Here is a 16,031-nt window from a genome sequence, read left to right as displayed (position 1 = left end):
CCCGGCAACTTTACTCGGCTTTACTCCGCCTTCTTGGTGCGACCCATCAGAGCCACGATCATATCGTCCACACTGACCCCTCGATGGCACACGCCATAGACGGCCTGGGTAATCGGCATCTCGACACCCGCGCGCTGCGCAAGGCGGAAAATCGAGTCAGAGGAAATCACGCCTTCCGCTACCTGACCGTTAGTGGCCGCCTTGGCTTCCTCCAATGTCCCGCCCTGGCCCAGGCGGTAGCCGAAGGTGCGGTTACGCGAAAGTGTTGAGCTACATGTGGCCACAAGGTCACCCATTCCAGCCAGCCCGGAGAACGTAAATGGATCTGCTCCCAGCTCCACGCCAAGGCGCGTTATCTCTGCCAAGCCGCGGGTGATGATGGTGGCCATGGTGTTATTGCCCAATCCTTTGCCGGAGGCCATACCGCAGGCGAGGGCGATGACGTTCTTGCAGGCACCGCCGATTTCTGCACCGATGACATCGGTGTTCGTATAAGGGCGGAAGTACGGCGCTGCGGCCGCGTGCTGGACTTCCTGTGCACGGTTCTCGTCGGTACAGGCAATAACGGTAGCGGCTGGTTGCTCCTGGGCCACCTCTTTGGCCAGGTTCGGCCCAGAGAGTACGGCGATACGGTCTTCTTCTACGCCTGCGGCGTCGGCGATGACCTCACTCATCAGGTTCAGCGTTTCCTTCTCCACACCCTTGGAGATGGAGACCAGCGTGGCGTCTTTAGGCAACTTGGGCGCCCAGGTTGTCAGGTTGCTACGCAAGGTCTGGGAAGGCACGCCGAAAATCACAATGGACGCACCGCTCAATGCCTGTGCGGGATCCGTCGTTGCCTCGATGCTCTCGGGCAGTGGCAGGTCCGGCAAGTAGTCAGGATTCTCGTGGCGGGTATTAATAGCTGCGGCCAGCTCTTCACGGCGTGCCCACAGACGGACCTCGTTCCCGGCGTCCGCAAAGACTTTGGCCAGCGTGGTTCCCCACGATCCAGCTCCCATGACAGCCACATTAACCATGTGCTACCTCACTTTTAGAACAGGTTTGTCGGTTTTCACCATTAAAGCACGGTCCGCTTTAGAGCACGTTCGGCGCGTAAGACTGCATCATTGTAGTCAGTGGAGGAAAATGGAATACGCGAAAAACACCGGCGTTTGAAGGAGTAGCATGCCCAAGGCAAAAAACATGCACGAAACGGACAAGGACGTTCAGTCGGAGGTGTTTATTTCCGGCCGTCACCAGGAGGTTCCTGTGGATCCGGCCGATGAGTTCAAGCGCACCACTCTCGCTGCCGGTGCCGTTTTGTGGCGTGGCGATCCGCAAGATCCGGAGGTCGCCCTCATTCACCGCCCGCGTTATGACGACTGGTCCTTGCCCAAGGGAAAGGTTGACCCGGGCGAGTCTCTTCCCACAACAGCAGCGCGCGAAATCCTTGAGGAGACGGGTTACACGGTGCGTCTGGGCAAGCTCATTGGCAAGGTAGCCTACCCGGTCCAAGGCCGTACAAAGGTGGTGTACTACTGGATGGCTCGCGTACTGGAGGGCATCTACACTCCCAACGATGAGACCGATGAGCTGCGTTGGATGAAGATTGATGAAGCCTGCGAACTACTCTCCTACGAAGTGGACACGCAGGTCCTTGCTAAAGCTCAGAAGCGCCTGCGCTTGGCACCCACGACGCGCGTGCTCTACGTTCGCCATGCCCATGCCCATCAGCGCCGTTCCTGGGAGGGAGACGATGACTTGCGCCCGCTCGATAAGAAGGGCCGCCGCCAAGCAGAGATGCTCGTGCCTATGCTTACCCCGTATCATCCCACGGCCATCTACTGCGCCCTTCCGCAGCGCTGTCAGCAGACTGCTGCTCCGCTTGCTGATGAGCTGGGGATGGACATTGCCATCAACAAGGCCTTCGGCGATGAAGTATTTGATGCCAATCCCGATGTCGCGCGCGCGGCCTTTCAGCGCGTCGTCGACGGCGGCGGAGTCCCCGTCATTGTCAGCCAGGGACTTACTATTCCCGGCATCATCGAGTCCTATGCCCCGAAGTTCATCACCACTCCGATTGAGGAGCTGAAGTTTAAGAAAGCCTCGGTCTGGGTTCTGTCCTTCAACGATGGCGAGCTCACCGGCGCGGACTACCTAGCTAGCCCACTACCAGTGCGCTAACTACTCGCTGGAAGGATTACTCACGGGGAGGCATTCCGTCTTTTGGCTCATGCCTCCGCCGCCTTCACGATTATGGCCACAGCCTGCACTGCTGCTGTGAGAGGGCACGAGCGGCAATCGCGTAACCCAACGCTGTAATGGGAAAGGCGGGGATGAAGCCGATCAACGGCATCAGCGAGAAGGCGAACTGTATCAACCCGAGCAGAACGACAATGCCCAAGGAGGTACCGAAGTTCTGGCGCACCATCTGTTGGGACAGGCTCAGGCACTGCCCCACAGAAAGGGAGGGTTCTTTGGCCTTAATGACCGGTGCTGCCCAGAACAGCACCATCGCAATAATGCCGGGGATGATGAGCACAAAGCCCACGGTGACAATAAGTCCAACGCACAGAAAGACCTTCATCAGACCAGCGACGGATTTGAACTGAAAGAAGTCTCCGAAAGTGAGTTTTTCACCGTCCATCGCCTTATTGGCGGCATGGCAAAAGTTTGCCTGCATCCACAACATGCAGGCAAACACGCAACCAAAGATTGCGCCGAACGTCAGCAGCAAGGCGACGACGCCCGCAAAATTCAAAGGCTCAGAGGCCGCGGTTGAGGAAAAGCTGCCCATAACAATGGCGCCGATGAAGGACACCGCCATCACGGCAAAATTGACCGCAAAATAGACTGCAGTAAGTATGCCCAGATGGGCAAGGACACCAACGATCCACTCCGCAGCAGCATCCCCAAAGGCTTTAAAAGATTGCCCAATAATATAACCGGGCTCTGCCTGCGGCACCCCCATCATCACTGGGGGCTGCTGCGGCCATGGCCCTTGTTGATACGGGCCGGTTGCGTTGAAGTGGTTCCCATAGGAGCCCGAGTAGTTTCCACCCCCATAGGGCCCCGGCTGATAGGGGCCACCGTGCCCTGAGTAGGGCGGCACCCCTCCTCCCTGCGCTCCATAACCAGATTGGTGTGGCCCCATGTTGGGGCTGGAGGAGCCTCCGAATCCGCCATTCCCGGCGTACCCGGATGGCCCGTCAAATCCTTCATATGGGTTGGTCATGCACTGGAGTCTATAGGGAGTTTCGGTGTCGGCGCGCTGAAGTGCCCTCCATCCCGGCAATAACAGGGGTCTATTCCCCACACAACGCAGGTGAAGTCATTCCGCCCACGACGAAAGGGGCGCCGTCTTTGACGCACGCCCCTGTCACACAATCCAGATACTAGGCCCAGCGCATGGCCGGACGCTTGCGCACGGTGCGCAAGAAAAGGACATGTCCCAAGCTCATGAGCGGAGGAGCACAGAGTATTCCAACAATGGGAATCAACATGAACAAGTTCACCAAGATCGTGAACACGAGGTAGAAAAGGAACATTTGACCGAAGTTATTCACGACAAGGTTCTTCGATTCTTTGAAGCACTCACCAATGCTCTTTTCGGGGTCTTCAGCTTTGATCACCGGTGCCGCCCAGAAAAGCACGGCCGCCACGATGCCCAGAACGATGGTAAAGGTACCGATAATAACGGCAATGATGTAGCAGATATGCACACCGAAAATACCCTTGACGTTGCCACCCTTAAAGTAGTCGCCGAAAGAGACATTTTGCCCATTAGCAATCTTGCATGAGGCGGAGACGCAGCCGGCATACATCCAAGCATTGAGAAGAATCATCAAGAGGTAAACAACGACCATAGCGAGAATGCTCAATGCCCCAAGGCCCGCAGCGCCGCCGTCGGAAAAGGTGTCAGTCGCTGGGTCATACGACGTCGCGGAAGTAGACGCAGCACCTAAGCTCAGGACCATAATGAGCAGAAAAACACCAAGGGCCACGATTGCGTAGTAAGTTAGAACAGCCAAAGCACCAGGCATAGGCTGCTTGAAATAGCCCTTGAACGCCTGACCGATGGAATCCATGGCGTCGACCGGCGAGACGGTCAGACCACCTTGCTGCTGGTAACCCGCGCCATAGCCACCTTGCTGTTGGTAGCCCGCGCCATAGCCATCTTGCTGCTGGTATCCCTGACCGAATCCGTTGGGATCCTGGTACTCCTGACCGTACATACCCTGGCTGGCACCGTAGGAGTTCTCCCCGTACGAAGTTCCGCCGTAGCCGTTGTTGCCAAAGCTACTCTGGTCGGACCCATAGGAGCCATAGGTATTTCCACCATTGGAGGCCTCGTTGCCGGACCCATAGGTTCCAGAGCTGTTCGGGCCGTTGTTTCCGCCGTGCTGATCGCTGGACGGGTCTCTATTGCTATCAAAAGGGTTGGTCATGCGGAAAACACTAACGGCACCCTGTTAGGGGTGCCATATGAGACGGGGAATACCACCCCTTTCCTACCTCAGAAGGGGTTAACGATATTTACACATTCTCACGCGATGCCGACCATTATTGTGCGCCAACTTTCGGCTTGAACGAGAGACGGCCAGCTTCGAAAGCTTCAATGTCCGCCTCGTTACGCAGGGTAAGGCCAATATCGTCGAGGCCTTCCATGAGGCGCCAACGAGTGTAGTCATCGATGTCGAACGTATAGCTGTTGCCGCCCACGGTCACGGTGCGTGCCTCAAGATCAACGCTCACCTGAGTTTCACCGGCTTCCAACTGCTTCCAAATAAGCTCAATATCCTCCTGTGCCATCAAACCGGTCAACAGCCCGGCTTTGCCGGAGTTGCCGCGGAAGATATCAGCAAAGCGCGAGGAAAATACGGCCTTGAAACCGTACTCCGCCAGCGCCCAGACTGCGTGCTCGCGGGAGGAGCCCGTGCCGAAGTCTGGACCGGCGAACAGGACTGAACCATCCTTGAATTGTGGCTGGTTGAGCACAAAGTTCTCATCCGAGCGCCAATTTGAGAACAGCCCCTCAGCAAAACCCGTGCGCTTGACAGACTTGAGGTAGCGAGCCGGAATGATCTGATCTGTATCCACGTTCGAAGCGCGCAGCGGAACACCAACACCGGTGTGGTTTACAAACTTGTCCATTGTCTTCTGCTTTCTCCCAATCTTCCTTGTACTTCCTCGTGGCTTCTTAGCCGTTGATGTCGGCCGGTGATGCCAGGTGGCCCAGAACCGCGGTGGCTGCTGCGACAGCTGGGGAGACTAGGTGGGTACGCCCGCCAGGGCCCTGACGGCCTTCGAAGTTGCGGTTGCTTGTCGACGCCGACCGTTCCCCCGGTTTCAATTGGTCCGGGTTCATGCCCAGACACATCGAACAGCCAGCCGTACGCCACTCCGCGCCAAAGTCGGTGAAGATCTTGTCCAGACCTTCTTCTTCAGCTTGGGCCTTAACTACAGCAGAGGAAGGCACAACCATCATGCGAGTATCGGCAGCAATGGTTCTACCCTTCACCACCTCGGCGGCTGCGCGCAAGTCCTCGATGCGCGCGTTAGTGCAGGAACCCAGGAACACGGTGTCGATCTGGATGTCTCGCAGCGGAGTGCCCGGCGTGAGATCCATGTAGGCCAGAGCCTTCTCGGTCGCCGCCTTCTCACCTTCATCGCCGAAGGATTCCGGGTCCGGCACTGAGGCGCTCAACGGCAGGCCCTGCCCCGGGTTAGTTCCCCAGGTAACGAACGGGGTCAGTGCGGAGCCGTCGATCTCCACGACGGTATCGAACTCAGCGCCTTCATCAGTCGGCAGCGTCTTCCAGTACTCCACGGCAGCGTCCCAGTCTTTACCCTTCGGGGCGAACTCACGCCCCTTGACGTACTCAAACGTGGTCTCATCTGGTGCTACCATGCCGGCACGGGCGCCAGCCTCAATAGACATGTTGCAAATGGTCATGCGAGCTTCCATCGACATCTTTCGAATAGCTTCGCCGCGATATTCAATAATGTGACCTTGGCCGCCGCCGGTGCCGATCTTGGCAATAATGGCAAGAATCAAGTCCTTGGCAGATACTCCTTCAGCCAGCTCACCGCTGATCTCAATGGCCATGGTCTTAAAAGGTTTCAGGGACAGCGTCTGGGTAGCCATGACGTGCTCGACTTCGGAGGTGCCAATTCCCATCGCGATGGATCCGAACGCACCGTGGGTTGAGGTGTGGGAGTCACCGCACACGATGGTCATGCCAGGTTGGGTAATGCCGAGCTGCGGGCCAACGGTGTGAACGATGCCCTGCTGAGCGTCACCCATCGCATGCAGTCGAACACCAAACTCCTCGCAGTTCTTGCGCAGGGTGGAAACCTGGGTACGGGATACCTCGTCCTTAATCTCCAGCAGGTTACCGGTCTTGATACCCACTGTAGGAACGTTATGATCTTCGGTGGCTAGGTGCAGCTCTGGGTGACGCATCGTGCGTCCAGCCAGGCGCAACCCATCAAAGGCCTGTGGGCTGGTAACTTCATGCAGGAGCTGGAAATCGATAAAGAGGAGATCTGGCTCCCCATTCTCGCCCTTGCGCACAATGTGGTCACGCCACACCTTCTCTGCCAGTGTCAGTTTCTCAGTCATAAGCCTCTCCACTTGAAATCTCAATCAATGGGACGTAGATTTCATTTTATGGGAGAGTATAGCGCAGTATCAGGAATAAAGGTATTGGATCGCGCCGTCGCAATCATGATGGCCGCAACCAACCACCCCTCCACACTCAACGAGCTCTGCGAGACCACAGGTTTACCACGAGCCACCGCCCACCGTCTGGCGACCGCACTGGAAGCACACCGCATCCTCACCCGCACCGCCGACGGCAAGTGGGGCGCGGGCCCTGCCCTGCCGGGAAACCGAGACCGCATCATCGAAACCGCAGGCCCTATCATGGAGGAACTCCTCGAGGCCACCGGTGAATCCGTCCAACTCTACGAGCTCTCTGGCACAACACGCACCTGCATCGCTACCCGCGAGCCGGAGTTTGGACTCCACAATGTGGTCCCCGTTGGCCGCCAGCTACCCCTCACGTCTGGCTCGGCAGCACGCATCTTCGCCGCATTTGGGGACGCCCATGTGGCCGACGCCCTCTTCAGCGAGCGCGATGTTGAGCTCGCACGCGAGAATGGATATTCAGAATCCATCGAAGAGCGTGAGTCTAACCTTGCCTCCGTGTCTGCTCCCGTCTTCGATGGCGCGGGGACGTTTATTGCCGTCCTCTCCGTGTCAGGCTCAGCAGATCGTTTCCGCCCATCGCCTGCGGACAAGTTTGCATCTGTGCTCATCGCCGCCTCCAAGCGGCTCACCGCCGCGCTCTCCAATGATGGCGCCTAAGGGAGCCCGGAAGGCCTGCTACACGCTCAGGCCGAAGTAGGCAGCAAGTCCACGCAGCCCTTCGGGCCCGTTACTACTCGTGGAGGAGAGCGCCTCTCCCCGTTCCTGGACCGATCGCACCACATTGGCTGGTTCACGGTGTGGACGGCGAGGCACATAGCCTTGGTGAGGCAATCGCGCGAGCTCATCCGCATGCGGCATGCGGGCATAGTTGGAGAAGGTCATGTCCTGACCATTGCGGTTGACCACGGTAATGCCCTGATAGATCCCCACCACTCCGGGGCGACCTTCAATAGACACTGGCCCGCCACTATCCCCAGGGGAAAGCGAAAAACCTGCGGCGTAGTGCATCCCTGGAAACACTCCTGGACCACGCACGGTCGGCCCACAGTGGCGTCCTGCGTAGCGGCCATCCATACACACGTTGACACCCTCCCCGGGTGGGGGTGCCATCCCGTCACCCGTCAGTGGATTTCCCCCGGAAGAAGTTCCACCTGCAAATTGGATATAGGCCAAGTCGTGGCTTGCAGCGCCAGACGGCTTAAACCATCGCAACGTACCTACGTGCTGACCGGAATCGGTATAAACCTGCCCACCATCGAGCCCACAATGGGCCGAAGTCCAAGCGCGAGTTGGCTCAACATAGCCGACACTGCATTCCGCGCCGTCCGAGGTGATAACTTTCTGCCCCTGCGTGATCTGAACCGTGGCAGTAGCGGTCGCAACTGGTGCCACCCATGGCACCATCGACACAGCAAAAGCACTCGCAACAGCGGCCAGGCTACGCGTAAGTTTCGTCGTCATGCACTTACTGTAGCACCCCCGATACCCCCGCTATTGAAACTCTAATGAAAACGCAGTTAAATGAAAATGGATTGAAACCCCCACGTTCATGAAGGAGAAGTCATGACCCACACCATCCACGAAGAGCACGCCCACACCCACGGCGAAGGCTGCGGCCACGTTGCTTTCCAGCATGGCGATCACACCGACTACGTTCACGACGGCCACATCCACCGTGAGCACGAGGGCCACTGGGATGAGTGCGAGACGTCTGAGCACCACGTTCACGAGGACCACGACCACGAGCACGGCGAGGGCTGCGGCCACGTCGCCGTCCCGCACGGCGATCACGTGGACTACCTGCACGATGGCCACCGCCACGCCGCCCACGACGGACACTGGGACGATCACTAAATCCCAACCACTTTCCACACGCTGCCCGGCTACAGCACTTCACTGAGCAGGGCAGCGTTCCCCGTTTTCCCACACCATATGGCTAGGCAGGCGTTAGTGTGGGGCCATGACTTCCTCACAGACCCCTTCCTCCGCACGCCGATTCCTCACGGCACTGACCGCCGTAGCCACCGCGGGCCTCCTCGCAACTGGCTGCTCCTCTACCACCACCGAGACCGCCGCCCCAACCACTGCCCCAGCCACCTCCGAGGCAGCAGAGCCTTCATTCAAGAACACCTACCCAGCTTTCAAGCCGCTTAACGACGATTCCCACGTCGAGGTACCTGCAGGCCCTGAGCCCACCATTCCGGGTGGCTCCGCACCAGAAGGACAAGCAGGCGCTCAGCCGCAAGCTGCGCAGCAGCAGGGCGCACAACAACCCCAAGCAGCCCAGCAGCAGGCTCCACAGACTACACCTCCCCACCTCCAGGGAGTAGAGCCCGGACAGTATGTCATGCCACCTGGAAGCCGGAAAACGATTGAATCCGCTCGTATTGGTTCCCTCAACCACATACACGAGCAGCTACCAGAGAACCAGATTAACGGCGCCAAAGTCGATGTGTTCGGCACCCCCGCCACGATGTGCCAGACAGGTGATGGCTACAACATCACCTACGTCCTTGCAGGACCAAATACCAGCTGCGATTTTGCCCGCTCGACCGCTGGCCACCTCATGAGTCTTACTACCAGCTCTTTGGAAGACCTTCGCGGATACGTTCCACCACAGATTTCCGTCACCAGTCCGGTGACCCATCAAACTTACAACCTTGCCTGCAGGACCGACGATCGCGAGATCATCCGCTGTACCGGCGGCAACAACGCCGAAATCATGATTGTCTAGAACCCTAGAAGTCGCGAAAGCAAAAAAGCGCTAAGCCATAGGAATGGCTTAGCGCTTTTCGTTGTACCCCGTACGGGATTTGAACCCGTGTTACCGGCGTGAGAGGCCGGCGTCCTAGGCCGCTAGACGAACGGGGCTCGTTTAGCTGTCCGTTGCGGACCTGCTAAACACTATAGGATCTCCGAAAGATTGCACAAATCGGCAGGTAAATACACTTATAAACAGATAAAATCCCGAACCTCGTTGCCCTGTTGTGGCTGCGGTGACTACTTGAATTCTCTCGGCCTGGGTGCGGATCGAATCAGTGGTTATTCCGCTGGCTTACCGTGGGCAGCTAAGGCCGGAACACTAGTGTGCAACGCTGGAGGTTCGGGAGGACACGTGCGCTAACAGCATGTGGTGCAAGGCTCCTACTTCGCTCGAGAGTTGGCTTTAAGAAGTTATGGATTATGGCGATGCCGCCTCGTACTATCTGCTAGAGTCGCGTCGGCGATAGTGATGATTTTCAGCTTCCGCCATCCGCTCTCCTTTCTTCCGGGAATGTCCTGTACCTGCAGTGTAAGCCCGGCGCACGCACACCGAAAGCACTTAGACCAATTGGACACTGGTTTGCCCCCTGGTCCTTAAATTCAGTTCCCTTGAACCTAGGCTCTCCCCTCACCGGTATGGGGCACAACAAGACCACTGCCCTCCTAAGCCAAGAGAAGCTCCCCCATCTTTCCTGTCAATGCTTCTCACTACATCCCTTTACTTGCACTACTTGCAAGTGTTAGTTTTGCACTAGTTGCAAGTAAGGGAGTTGAGCATTGAACGACGATCTAAAAGTCATTGAGGAAGCCCAAAAACGCACCGCCTGGACTCAAAGTCCGTGGGCGGTTGCGCTTGTCGCGCTCGGCATCGGCGGCGGTCTCGCGCTAACCAAACTGTCATGGTGGTACGGCCTCGCAGTTCTCGTACCGACCTTTATTCTGGGCTATCTCCTCAAGGACAAGATTGCGAACCCATTCGTGCGCCCCGATCCGAATATGGGGCCAAGTAACAACCGCGCGACCTGGTCACGGGTACTGCTGCCCGGTGCAATGATCATGTCCACCACCCCAACTCCGGACTCATGGCCGTGGATGGTGGTCTGCGGCGCAATTGTCTCTGCGGCAACGGCGTGGATGCTGTATGAGAACCGTAATGCCGCCGTCAAGGGCGTCAATGCCTAAGGAATCTACGCACCGTCCAGCCGAACTGGATCCAATCATCCATCCCATTAATCGGCTCAAAATCTGCGCCACGCTATTCTCCGCAGGCGCAACTGCCGGCCTTCAGATGAAGTACAGTCTGCTTGCTGACCTCACGGAACTTCCCGCCGATACGCTGTCGAAGCAGTTGAAGCATCTCGAGAACAACGGGTACGTAAGCCGTACGCGCGAGTACGGCTCCACGCGCGCGAAGGATACCGTGTGGGTCACGCTTACTGAGGCAGGGACTCGGGCCTACACACAGCACGTGGAGGCACTCAAAGCAATGACCAAGGGCCTATAGACCGCGCAGCCACTGCGTGAGGCGCTCCTCCAACTGTGGAAACTCGGTATAGCCGTCGCTTTCGAGGAAATGCCCAGCATCGTGGATGATGATGGGGGTGGCCGAGAGGGCGTCGGCAAGCTGCTGCGTTAAGTCTGGGTCCACGAGGATATCGTCAGTGGACAGGAAGACCTCTGAATGAGCAATGTGGGGCTTGATAGCAGACAGGTCGACATGTGCTTGGCCAATGAACTCGTCGAGTTCTGGAATAACGCGAAGCTTTTCCACGAACCCAGAGACGATAAAGAGACCGGGAAGCTCCCACTCGCCTTCTAATGCCGTGAGATAGTGCAGCAGGGCGATGCCGCCTAGGCTATGCGTAATGACGCAGGTATCAGCATTTGGGCGGCCGATATCGCGGCGTATTGCCTCAACCCACTCATCGAGCGTCGGCGCATTCGGGTCTGGCAACGCAATGGTATGAACAGCGTGTTGCCCATCGGCGGTCAGGCGTTGCTCGAGCCATGGGAACCAATGGCTATCAGGACTGGCTTGGTATCCATGAACGATGTAGAAGTGCATGGTTGACAATCATAGAGAAAAAGAGTGGCAAGCACCTGATGCTTGCCACTCCTTAAGTGGTACCCCGTACGGGATTTGAACCCGTGTTACCGGCGTGAGAGGCCGGCGTCCTAGGCCGCTAGACGAACGGGGCATAGAACTGTGACAACATAGTTTGACGCGAGTTACTGCGTTAAATCGCTATCACTGCTGGCCTACCAGGACTCGAACCTAGAATGACGGTACCAGAAACCGTTGTGTTGCCAATTACACCATAGGCCATTATTGCGGTGAACGTACTTGGGAATCTCCCCTCGCCGCTCGCTGCAACGGTTTATAACTATATCCAGCACACCCGATCCACACAAATCGCCAGGCTAGAGGACAATTTCGGGGCGCTGGGTCGTAACCCTAACGCCCCGAAATTACAGCCCTGTGAGACTGCTTCCGTGCTGTTACTCAGCGCTCCACGGCGTAACGGCCTGTGCCGCCTTAAGGCGCGCCAAGGTGGACTCCTTGCCCAGCAGCTCCATGGACTCAAACAGCGGCGGGGAAACCTGCTGACCGGAGATGGCTACACGCAGGGCACCGTAGGCCTTGCGGGGTTTGAGCCCGAGGTCGTCGATAAGCGCGGCGGAGAGAACCTTCTCAATCTCCTCAGTCTTCCACTCCCCGAGCTCTTCCAGCTTGGCAATAGAGACCTCGAGCGGCTGCACGGCGTCATCCTTAAGATTCTTCTTCGCGGCCTTCTCATCGAGCTTCAACTCCGCATCCGGAGTGGTGAGGAAGGACATGAGGCCGTAGGCATCCGAAAGGGTCTTGATGCGGGTCTGTACCAGGTCAGCAGCGAAAGTGAACTTCTCCTCCGGGTAATCTGCCGGGAAGTCGGTGTACTCGCTCAGGTACTCACGAAGGCGCTGCGCAAAGTCTTCCGGCTTGAGCAGACGAATATGATCGGCGTTGATGGCCTCCAACTTCTTCTGGTCGAAGCGAGCCGGGTTGCCCAGCACGTCATGCACATCGAAGTTGGCAATGAGCTCATCCACCGAGAAGATATCCTGATCCGCAGACAGCGACCAGCCCAGAAGGGACAGGTAATTGAGCATGCCCTCCGGGATGATGCCGTTGTCACGGTGATTAAACAGGTTGGATTGCGGGTCACGCTTAGACAGCTTCTTGTTGCCCTCACCCATCACGAAGGGCAGGTGGCCAAACTCCGGAGTCTGCTTAGCAATCCCCAGCTCGGTAAGTGCCTCATAGAGGGCAAGCTGGCGCGGCGTGGAGGACAGCAGATCCTCGCCACGCAGGACGTGGGTCACGCCCATCAGCGCGTCATCAACCGGATTAACCAAGGTGTAGAGCGGGGCACCATTGGAGCGAGCCACGACATAGTCTGGCTGAGTCTCCGACTTGAAGGTCATGTCGCCGCGAACCAGGTCCGTCCAGGACCAATCCTTATCCGGCATGCGCAAACGCCACACCGGTTTGCGCCCTTCCGCCTCAAAAGCATCAATCTGATCCTGGGTGAGGTCGCGGTCAAAGTTGTCGTAGCCCAGCTGCGGGTCGCGGCCGGCCGCCTTGTGGCGCTCCTGGACCTCCTCGTTGGTGGAGTATGCCGGGTAGACGTATCCGCCATCCTTGAGCTTCTGCAGGACATCGGCGTAGATATCCATACGTTGGGACTGGCGGTAGGGCTCATCAGGGCCACCAACGTTGACACCTTCGTCCCAACCCAAGCCGAGCCAGGTCAGGGAGTCAATGATGGCCTGGTAGGACTCCTCGGAGTCGCGAGCGGCATCAGTGTCCTCGATGCGGAAGATGAGCTTGCCCCCAGTGTGCCGGGCATAAGCCCAGTTGAACAGGGCCGTGCGGACCATGCCCACGTGGGGCGTGCCAGTCGGTGAAGGGCAGAAACGTACGCGGACGTCGGAAGTTTTCTCAGTCATGTTCCCCATCGTAGTTCAGCCCATCTGTCGTGCACCGCCCGCCCCACTTGGGGGTAGATGAAAGCAGTTTCCACTAATTGCATGCAGGGATTTTCCAACAACACTATAGGGAATGATAATCATTACTTATAGTGAAAATCTCCCACTAGAACTCAAGAAAGGTTTCACTCCACCGTGGCACGACTCCGCACTGTGGCGCTTCTTACCTGCGCCACCCTCCTTGCCTCCCCCGTACCTGCGCTCGCTGGCCCTGACGACGGCAAGCACGTGGCCACACAAACCCACATCGACTCACCAAAGTCGTTCTGGGAGAACAATTCCCTCACTCTAAAATCTCACTCGACGGATGCTGATCATGCACTCGACGAGACTGTGGCATGGGTAGGCAAAGGCTGGGGCCAAAACGGCAAGAACCAATACCAGTTCACTGTCCCCGAGGATCCTGCCCTTTCCTTCACAGGTCAGGCTGGAAAGACCTACTACATGGCCCCCGCTAGCGTGAACGGCACCCTCGATCCGGTCTGGATGGGTTTCGGTGCGGACACTGAGCTGCCCGTCGACGACTTCCGCGACAATATCGCCTCTCTCGACCTTCTCAGCGTCGATGGCCCAGGCGAGGTCGAAATGTTTGGCTACTACCCCGGCCCCGGCGGCCTGCAGCGCTTCTTTGGCACCACTGAAGGTGCCCCGCATTCCGCATGGCTGACCAGCGGCACGCACACTCACAATTACACGGTCTTTTCCAAGCCCGGCCGCTACGAGCTCACCTACCGAACCACCGCCCGAGACAAGAATGGCAAGCTCATTGCCTCCGAGCCGGTCACCACGTCTATCCAGGTCGGCGGCGAACGCCCGCTCAATGAGGCCACGCCGTCTTTGCGCGAGCGCTTTGACGCGGCATCGAGCGGTGACGCCTCCGCCAAGGATTACCAGCTCACCATCGCTCCGAAGAAGGACAAGGAGAAGGATGGCGATGAGAACCTCTCCTCCATCGACTTCTCCGGCGGCACGAACGGTACCCTGACACTGCTTATCGACGGCTACTTCCTCACCGACCTCCCCGTCACTGACGGCAAAGCTCACTTTGATGAGTTCCTCGGCCCCGAGGCCTCAAAGATCCAAGCCGTCTACACCCCGGAGGACGACTCACCTCGCTGGGTATCTGAGGAGCTCGACTACGCCGAGGGCGCGAAGCTCAGCACATCATCCAAGAAATCCGCCGATTCCTGGACCGAGACCTCCAACCCTCGCGAGCTTTCCTCCGGTGAGGAAATCTCCGTGTCAGATCCGAGTATCACCGCTCGCGCAGTCCCTGAAGGTGATGATGCTACGCGCATCATCGTTGAGGCTGCCGATAAGAAGCTCGACGGTTATGTCCACGGAGGATTCTTCAGCGGGGACAGCGACTACGCCGACATTCCTTTCGACGGTGTCATCACGGGCGGCCGCGCCGAGTTTGTCGTTGGTGCCGACAAGAACTTCAACGGCAACAAGGTTCGGCTCGATATCCTCCCGCACCCGACGGTGACGCAGAATTCCGGCTCCATTACCCTGACGGATTCCTTTGACTTCGGTCAAAACTACGAAGCTACCGGTGAACTCGGCAAGGAATCCACCGCGCCGGAAACGACACCGGGCGACAAGGGAGATGCCACACCTGGTTCCAGCCCCCGCAGCGGAGTCTGCGCAAACAAGAAGATTCTGGACCACGGCCACGTCGACATCACAGCCGCCCGTGACGGCGACTCCTTCGCCGCGCGTCTCAAGGATGAAACCGCCATCGTGGACAAGAAGACCGTTGAGCGCCCGCTCGATGACGTCGTCCTTGCCATCCACGACAACGCTTTGCGTGCGCGCCCAGAGGTTCTCAAGGGCAAGGAGTTTGATTACTTGGGCGAGGACAAGTTCTACCTGCTGCCGCAGACTCAAGAGCAAGGCATCATCTGGCCCGGTTACAACACCCAGAGCCTGAATTATGACGATTACAAAGACGGCACGGTGACGCTCAACATCAAGCCCACCGACATGCCGGAAGGCGGCAATGTTGGTCTCTTTACTACCGAGGGCCTTGGCAAGTCCTTTACCCCACTGGTGAATTCCGCTGAGGGTGACTATTCCATTGAGACCACCTTCGCTTCTCATACGCACACCAACTGGGCGTTCACCAAGCCGGGCATCTACAAACTCGAGATCACCTACACCGCCACCACGAAGGACGGCAAAGACATCACGTCTGCGCCCCAGGCGCTCACCGTGGCCGCTGGCGACGCCGCGATTAAGGACTGTGTGAGCGCAAAGGGCGAGGGTGGTTCCAAAGACCAGGGTGGCTCCAAAGACGAGGGCGGTTCCAAGGGCCAAGGCGGCTCCACGGGTGACGGCAAGAAGCCAGAAAACTCCAGCAAGCCCGATGCTTCCTCAAAGGACATGAAGTCCTCGAAGCCGAAGCTCCAAGGACTGTGGGGCCTCGTACTTCCTGTTGTTCTCGCCATCGTCTTCCAAGGCTTCCTCAACTTCTACAACGACCACCGCCAGGACATCACGGCCCGTCTCAACGGGCTCTTTCGCCGCTAGATAAGGAGTT

The 16,031-nt window shown here is 57.9% G+C and carries 15 protein-coding genes and 3 tRNA genes; 7 read left to right on the top strand and 11 right to left on the bottom strand.

The genetic code is table 11. The features are described 5' to 3' along the window. Nucleotides 1-20: 20 nt before the first annotated feature. On the bottom strand, nt 21-1,019 hold the full coding sequence (locus tag HMPREF2875_RS05625; RefSeq protein WP_070671081.1) for an NAD(P)H-dependent glycerol-3-phosphate dehydrogenase: 999 nt from the start codon (nt 1,017-1,019) through the stop codon (nt 21-23). A 148-nt stretch (nt 1,020-1,167) separates the two neighbouring features. Here HMPREF2875_RS05625 and HMPREF2875_RS05620 point away from each other — a divergent pair, with 148 nt between their 5' ends. Further along, nucleotides 1,168-2,166, top strand: a complete 999-nt coding sequence (locus HMPREF2875_RS05620; RefSeq protein WP_070671079.1) for an NUDIX hydrolase — start codon at nt 1,168-1,170, stop codon at nt 2,164-2,166. Nucleotides 2,167-2,236: 70 nt separating this feature from the next. Here HMPREF2875_RS05620 and HMPREF2875_RS05615 read toward each other — a convergent pair whose 3' ends face one another. From HMPREF2875_RS05615 to leuC, 4 genes are all read right to left on the bottom strand, one after another. Continuing rightward, entirely contained in the window at nt 2,237-3,217 is a 981-nt protein-coding gene (locus HMPREF2875_RS05615; protein WP_141754579.1) for a hypothetical protein, read from the bottom strand. A gap of 160 nt (nt 3,218-3,377) precedes the next feature. Beyond that, entirely contained in the window at nt 3,378-4,430 is a 1,053-nt protein-coding gene (locus tag HMPREF2875_RS13810; RefSeq protein WP_070671075.1) for a hypothetical protein, read from the bottom strand. Nucleotides 4,431-4,545: 115 nt separating this feature from the next. Then, entirely contained in the window at nt 4,546-5,136 is a 591-nt protein-coding gene (leuD, locus tag HMPREF2875_RS05605) for a 3-isopropylmalate dehydratase small subunit (RefSeq protein ID WP_070671073.1), read from the bottom strand. Between the two features lie 46 nt (nt 5,137-5,182). Further along, the gene (gene leuC / locus HMPREF2875_RS05600; protein ID WP_070671071.1) at nt 5,183-6,607 is read right to left on the bottom strand and encodes a 3-isopropylmalate dehydratase large subunit; all 1,425 of its coding nucleotides are present in this window, start codon (nt 6,605-6,607) and stop codon (nt 5,183-5,185) included. Between the two features lie 48 nt (nt 6,608-6,655). Between leuC and HMPREF2875_RS05595 the strand changes: the two genes are divergently transcribed. Next, entirely contained in the window at nt 6,656-7,354 is a 699-nt protein-coding gene (locus HMPREF2875_RS05595) for an IclR family transcriptional regulator (protein ID WP_070671069.1), read from the top strand. An 18-nt stretch (nt 7,355-7,372) separates the two neighbouring features. Here the strand turns inward: HMPREF2875_RS05595 and HMPREF2875_RS13925 are convergent, their stop codons facing one another. Then, nucleotides 7,373-7,654, bottom strand: coding sequence for a hypothetical protein (locus tag HMPREF2875_RS13925; RefSeq protein ID WP_246817042.1), 282 nt, complete (start codon nt 7,652-7,654; stop codon nt 7,373-7,375). A 606-nt stretch (nt 7,655-8,260) separates the two neighbouring features. Between HMPREF2875_RS13925 and HMPREF2875_RS13235 the strand changes: the two genes are divergently transcribed. Beyond that, complete coding sequence (locus tag HMPREF2875_RS13235; protein WP_083311863.1) at nt 8,261-8,551, top strand: hypothetical protein; 291 nt, start codon at nt 8,261-8,263, stop codon at nt 8,549-8,551. A 106-nt stretch (nt 8,552-8,657) separates the two neighbouring features. Next, a complete protein-coding gene (locus HMPREF2875_RS05580; protein WP_070671062.1) occupies nt 8,658-9,431 on the top strand; it encodes a hypothetical protein in 774 nt (257 codons plus the stop codon). 64 nt (nt 9,432-9,495) lie between these two features. Here HMPREF2875_RS05580 and HMPREF2875_RS05575 read toward each other — a convergent pair. After that, nucleotides 9,496-9,568: transfer RNA gene (locus tag HMPREF2875_RS05575), tRNA-Glu, on the bottom strand. Nucleotides 9,569-10,237: 669 nt separating this feature from the next. Between HMPREF2875_RS05575 and HMPREF2875_RS05570 the strand changes: the two genes are divergently transcribed. Together HMPREF2875_RS05570 and HMPREF2875_RS05565 are read left to right on the top strand one after the other, a co-directional pair. Next, the gene (locus HMPREF2875_RS05570) at nt 10,238-10,642 is read left to right on the top strand and encodes a hypothetical protein (RefSeq protein ID WP_070671060.1); all 405 of its coding nucleotides are present in this window, start codon (nt 10,238-10,240) and stop codon (nt 10,640-10,642) included. After that, the gene (locus HMPREF2875_RS05565; RefSeq protein ID WP_070671058.1) at nt 10,635-10,964 is read left to right on the top strand and encodes a transcriptional regulator; all 330 of its coding nucleotides are present in this window, start codon (nt 10,635-10,637) and stop codon (nt 10,962-10,964) included. Before HMPREF2875_RS05570 ends, HMPREF2875_RS05565 begins: the two co-directional genes overlap by 8 nt. Here HMPREF2875_RS05565 and HMPREF2875_RS05560 read toward each other — a convergent pair. The 4 genes from HMPREF2875_RS05560 to gltX all read right to left on the bottom strand — a co-directional run bounded on the left by HMPREF2875_RS05560 (nt 10,959) and on the right by gltX (nt 13,459). Beyond that, the gene (locus HMPREF2875_RS05560) at nt 10,959-11,525 is read right to left on the bottom strand and encodes an RBBP9/YdeN family alpha/beta hydrolase (RefSeq protein ID WP_070671056.1); all 567 of its coding nucleotides are present in this window, start codon (nt 11,523-11,525) and stop codon (nt 10,959-10,961) included. The two genes, HMPREF2875_RS05565 and HMPREF2875_RS05560, sit on opposite strands and share 6 nt — an antisense overlap. Before the next feature lie 57 nt (nt 11,526-11,582). Then, a tRNA-Glu gene (locus HMPREF2875_RS05555) sits at nt 11,583-11,658 on the bottom strand. 56 nt (nt 11,659-11,714) lie between these two features. Beyond that, a tRNA-Gln gene (locus HMPREF2875_RS05550) sits at nt 11,715-11,786 on the bottom strand. Between the two features lie 173 nt (nt 11,787-11,959). Next, nucleotides 11,960-13,459, bottom strand: coding sequence for a glutamate--tRNA ligase (gene gltX / locus HMPREF2875_RS05545; protein ID WP_083311862.1), 1,500 nt, complete (start codon nt 13,457-13,459; stop codon nt 11,960-11,962). Nucleotides 13,460-13,624: 165 nt separating this feature from the next. On the opposite strand from gltX, the gene HMPREF2875_RS05540 reads away from it, so the two are divergent. Beyond that, a complete protein-coding gene (locus HMPREF2875_RS05540) occupies nt 13,625-16,021 on the top strand; it encodes a choice-of-anchor M domain-containing protein (protein WP_070671055.1) in 2,397 nt (798 codons plus the stop codon). The last annotated feature ends 10 nt before the right edge of the window (nt 16,022-16,031 follow it).

Origin of the sequence: Corynebacterium sp. HMSC078H07 (genome assembly GCF_001812805.1) — a bacterium.
Lineage (GTDB): Bacteria > Actinomycetota > Actinomycetes > Mycobacteriales > Mycobacteriaceae > Corynebacterium.
The sequence above is the reverse complement of the archived record's forward strand: the minus strand, read 5'-3'. Positions and strand labels throughout refer to the sequence as shown.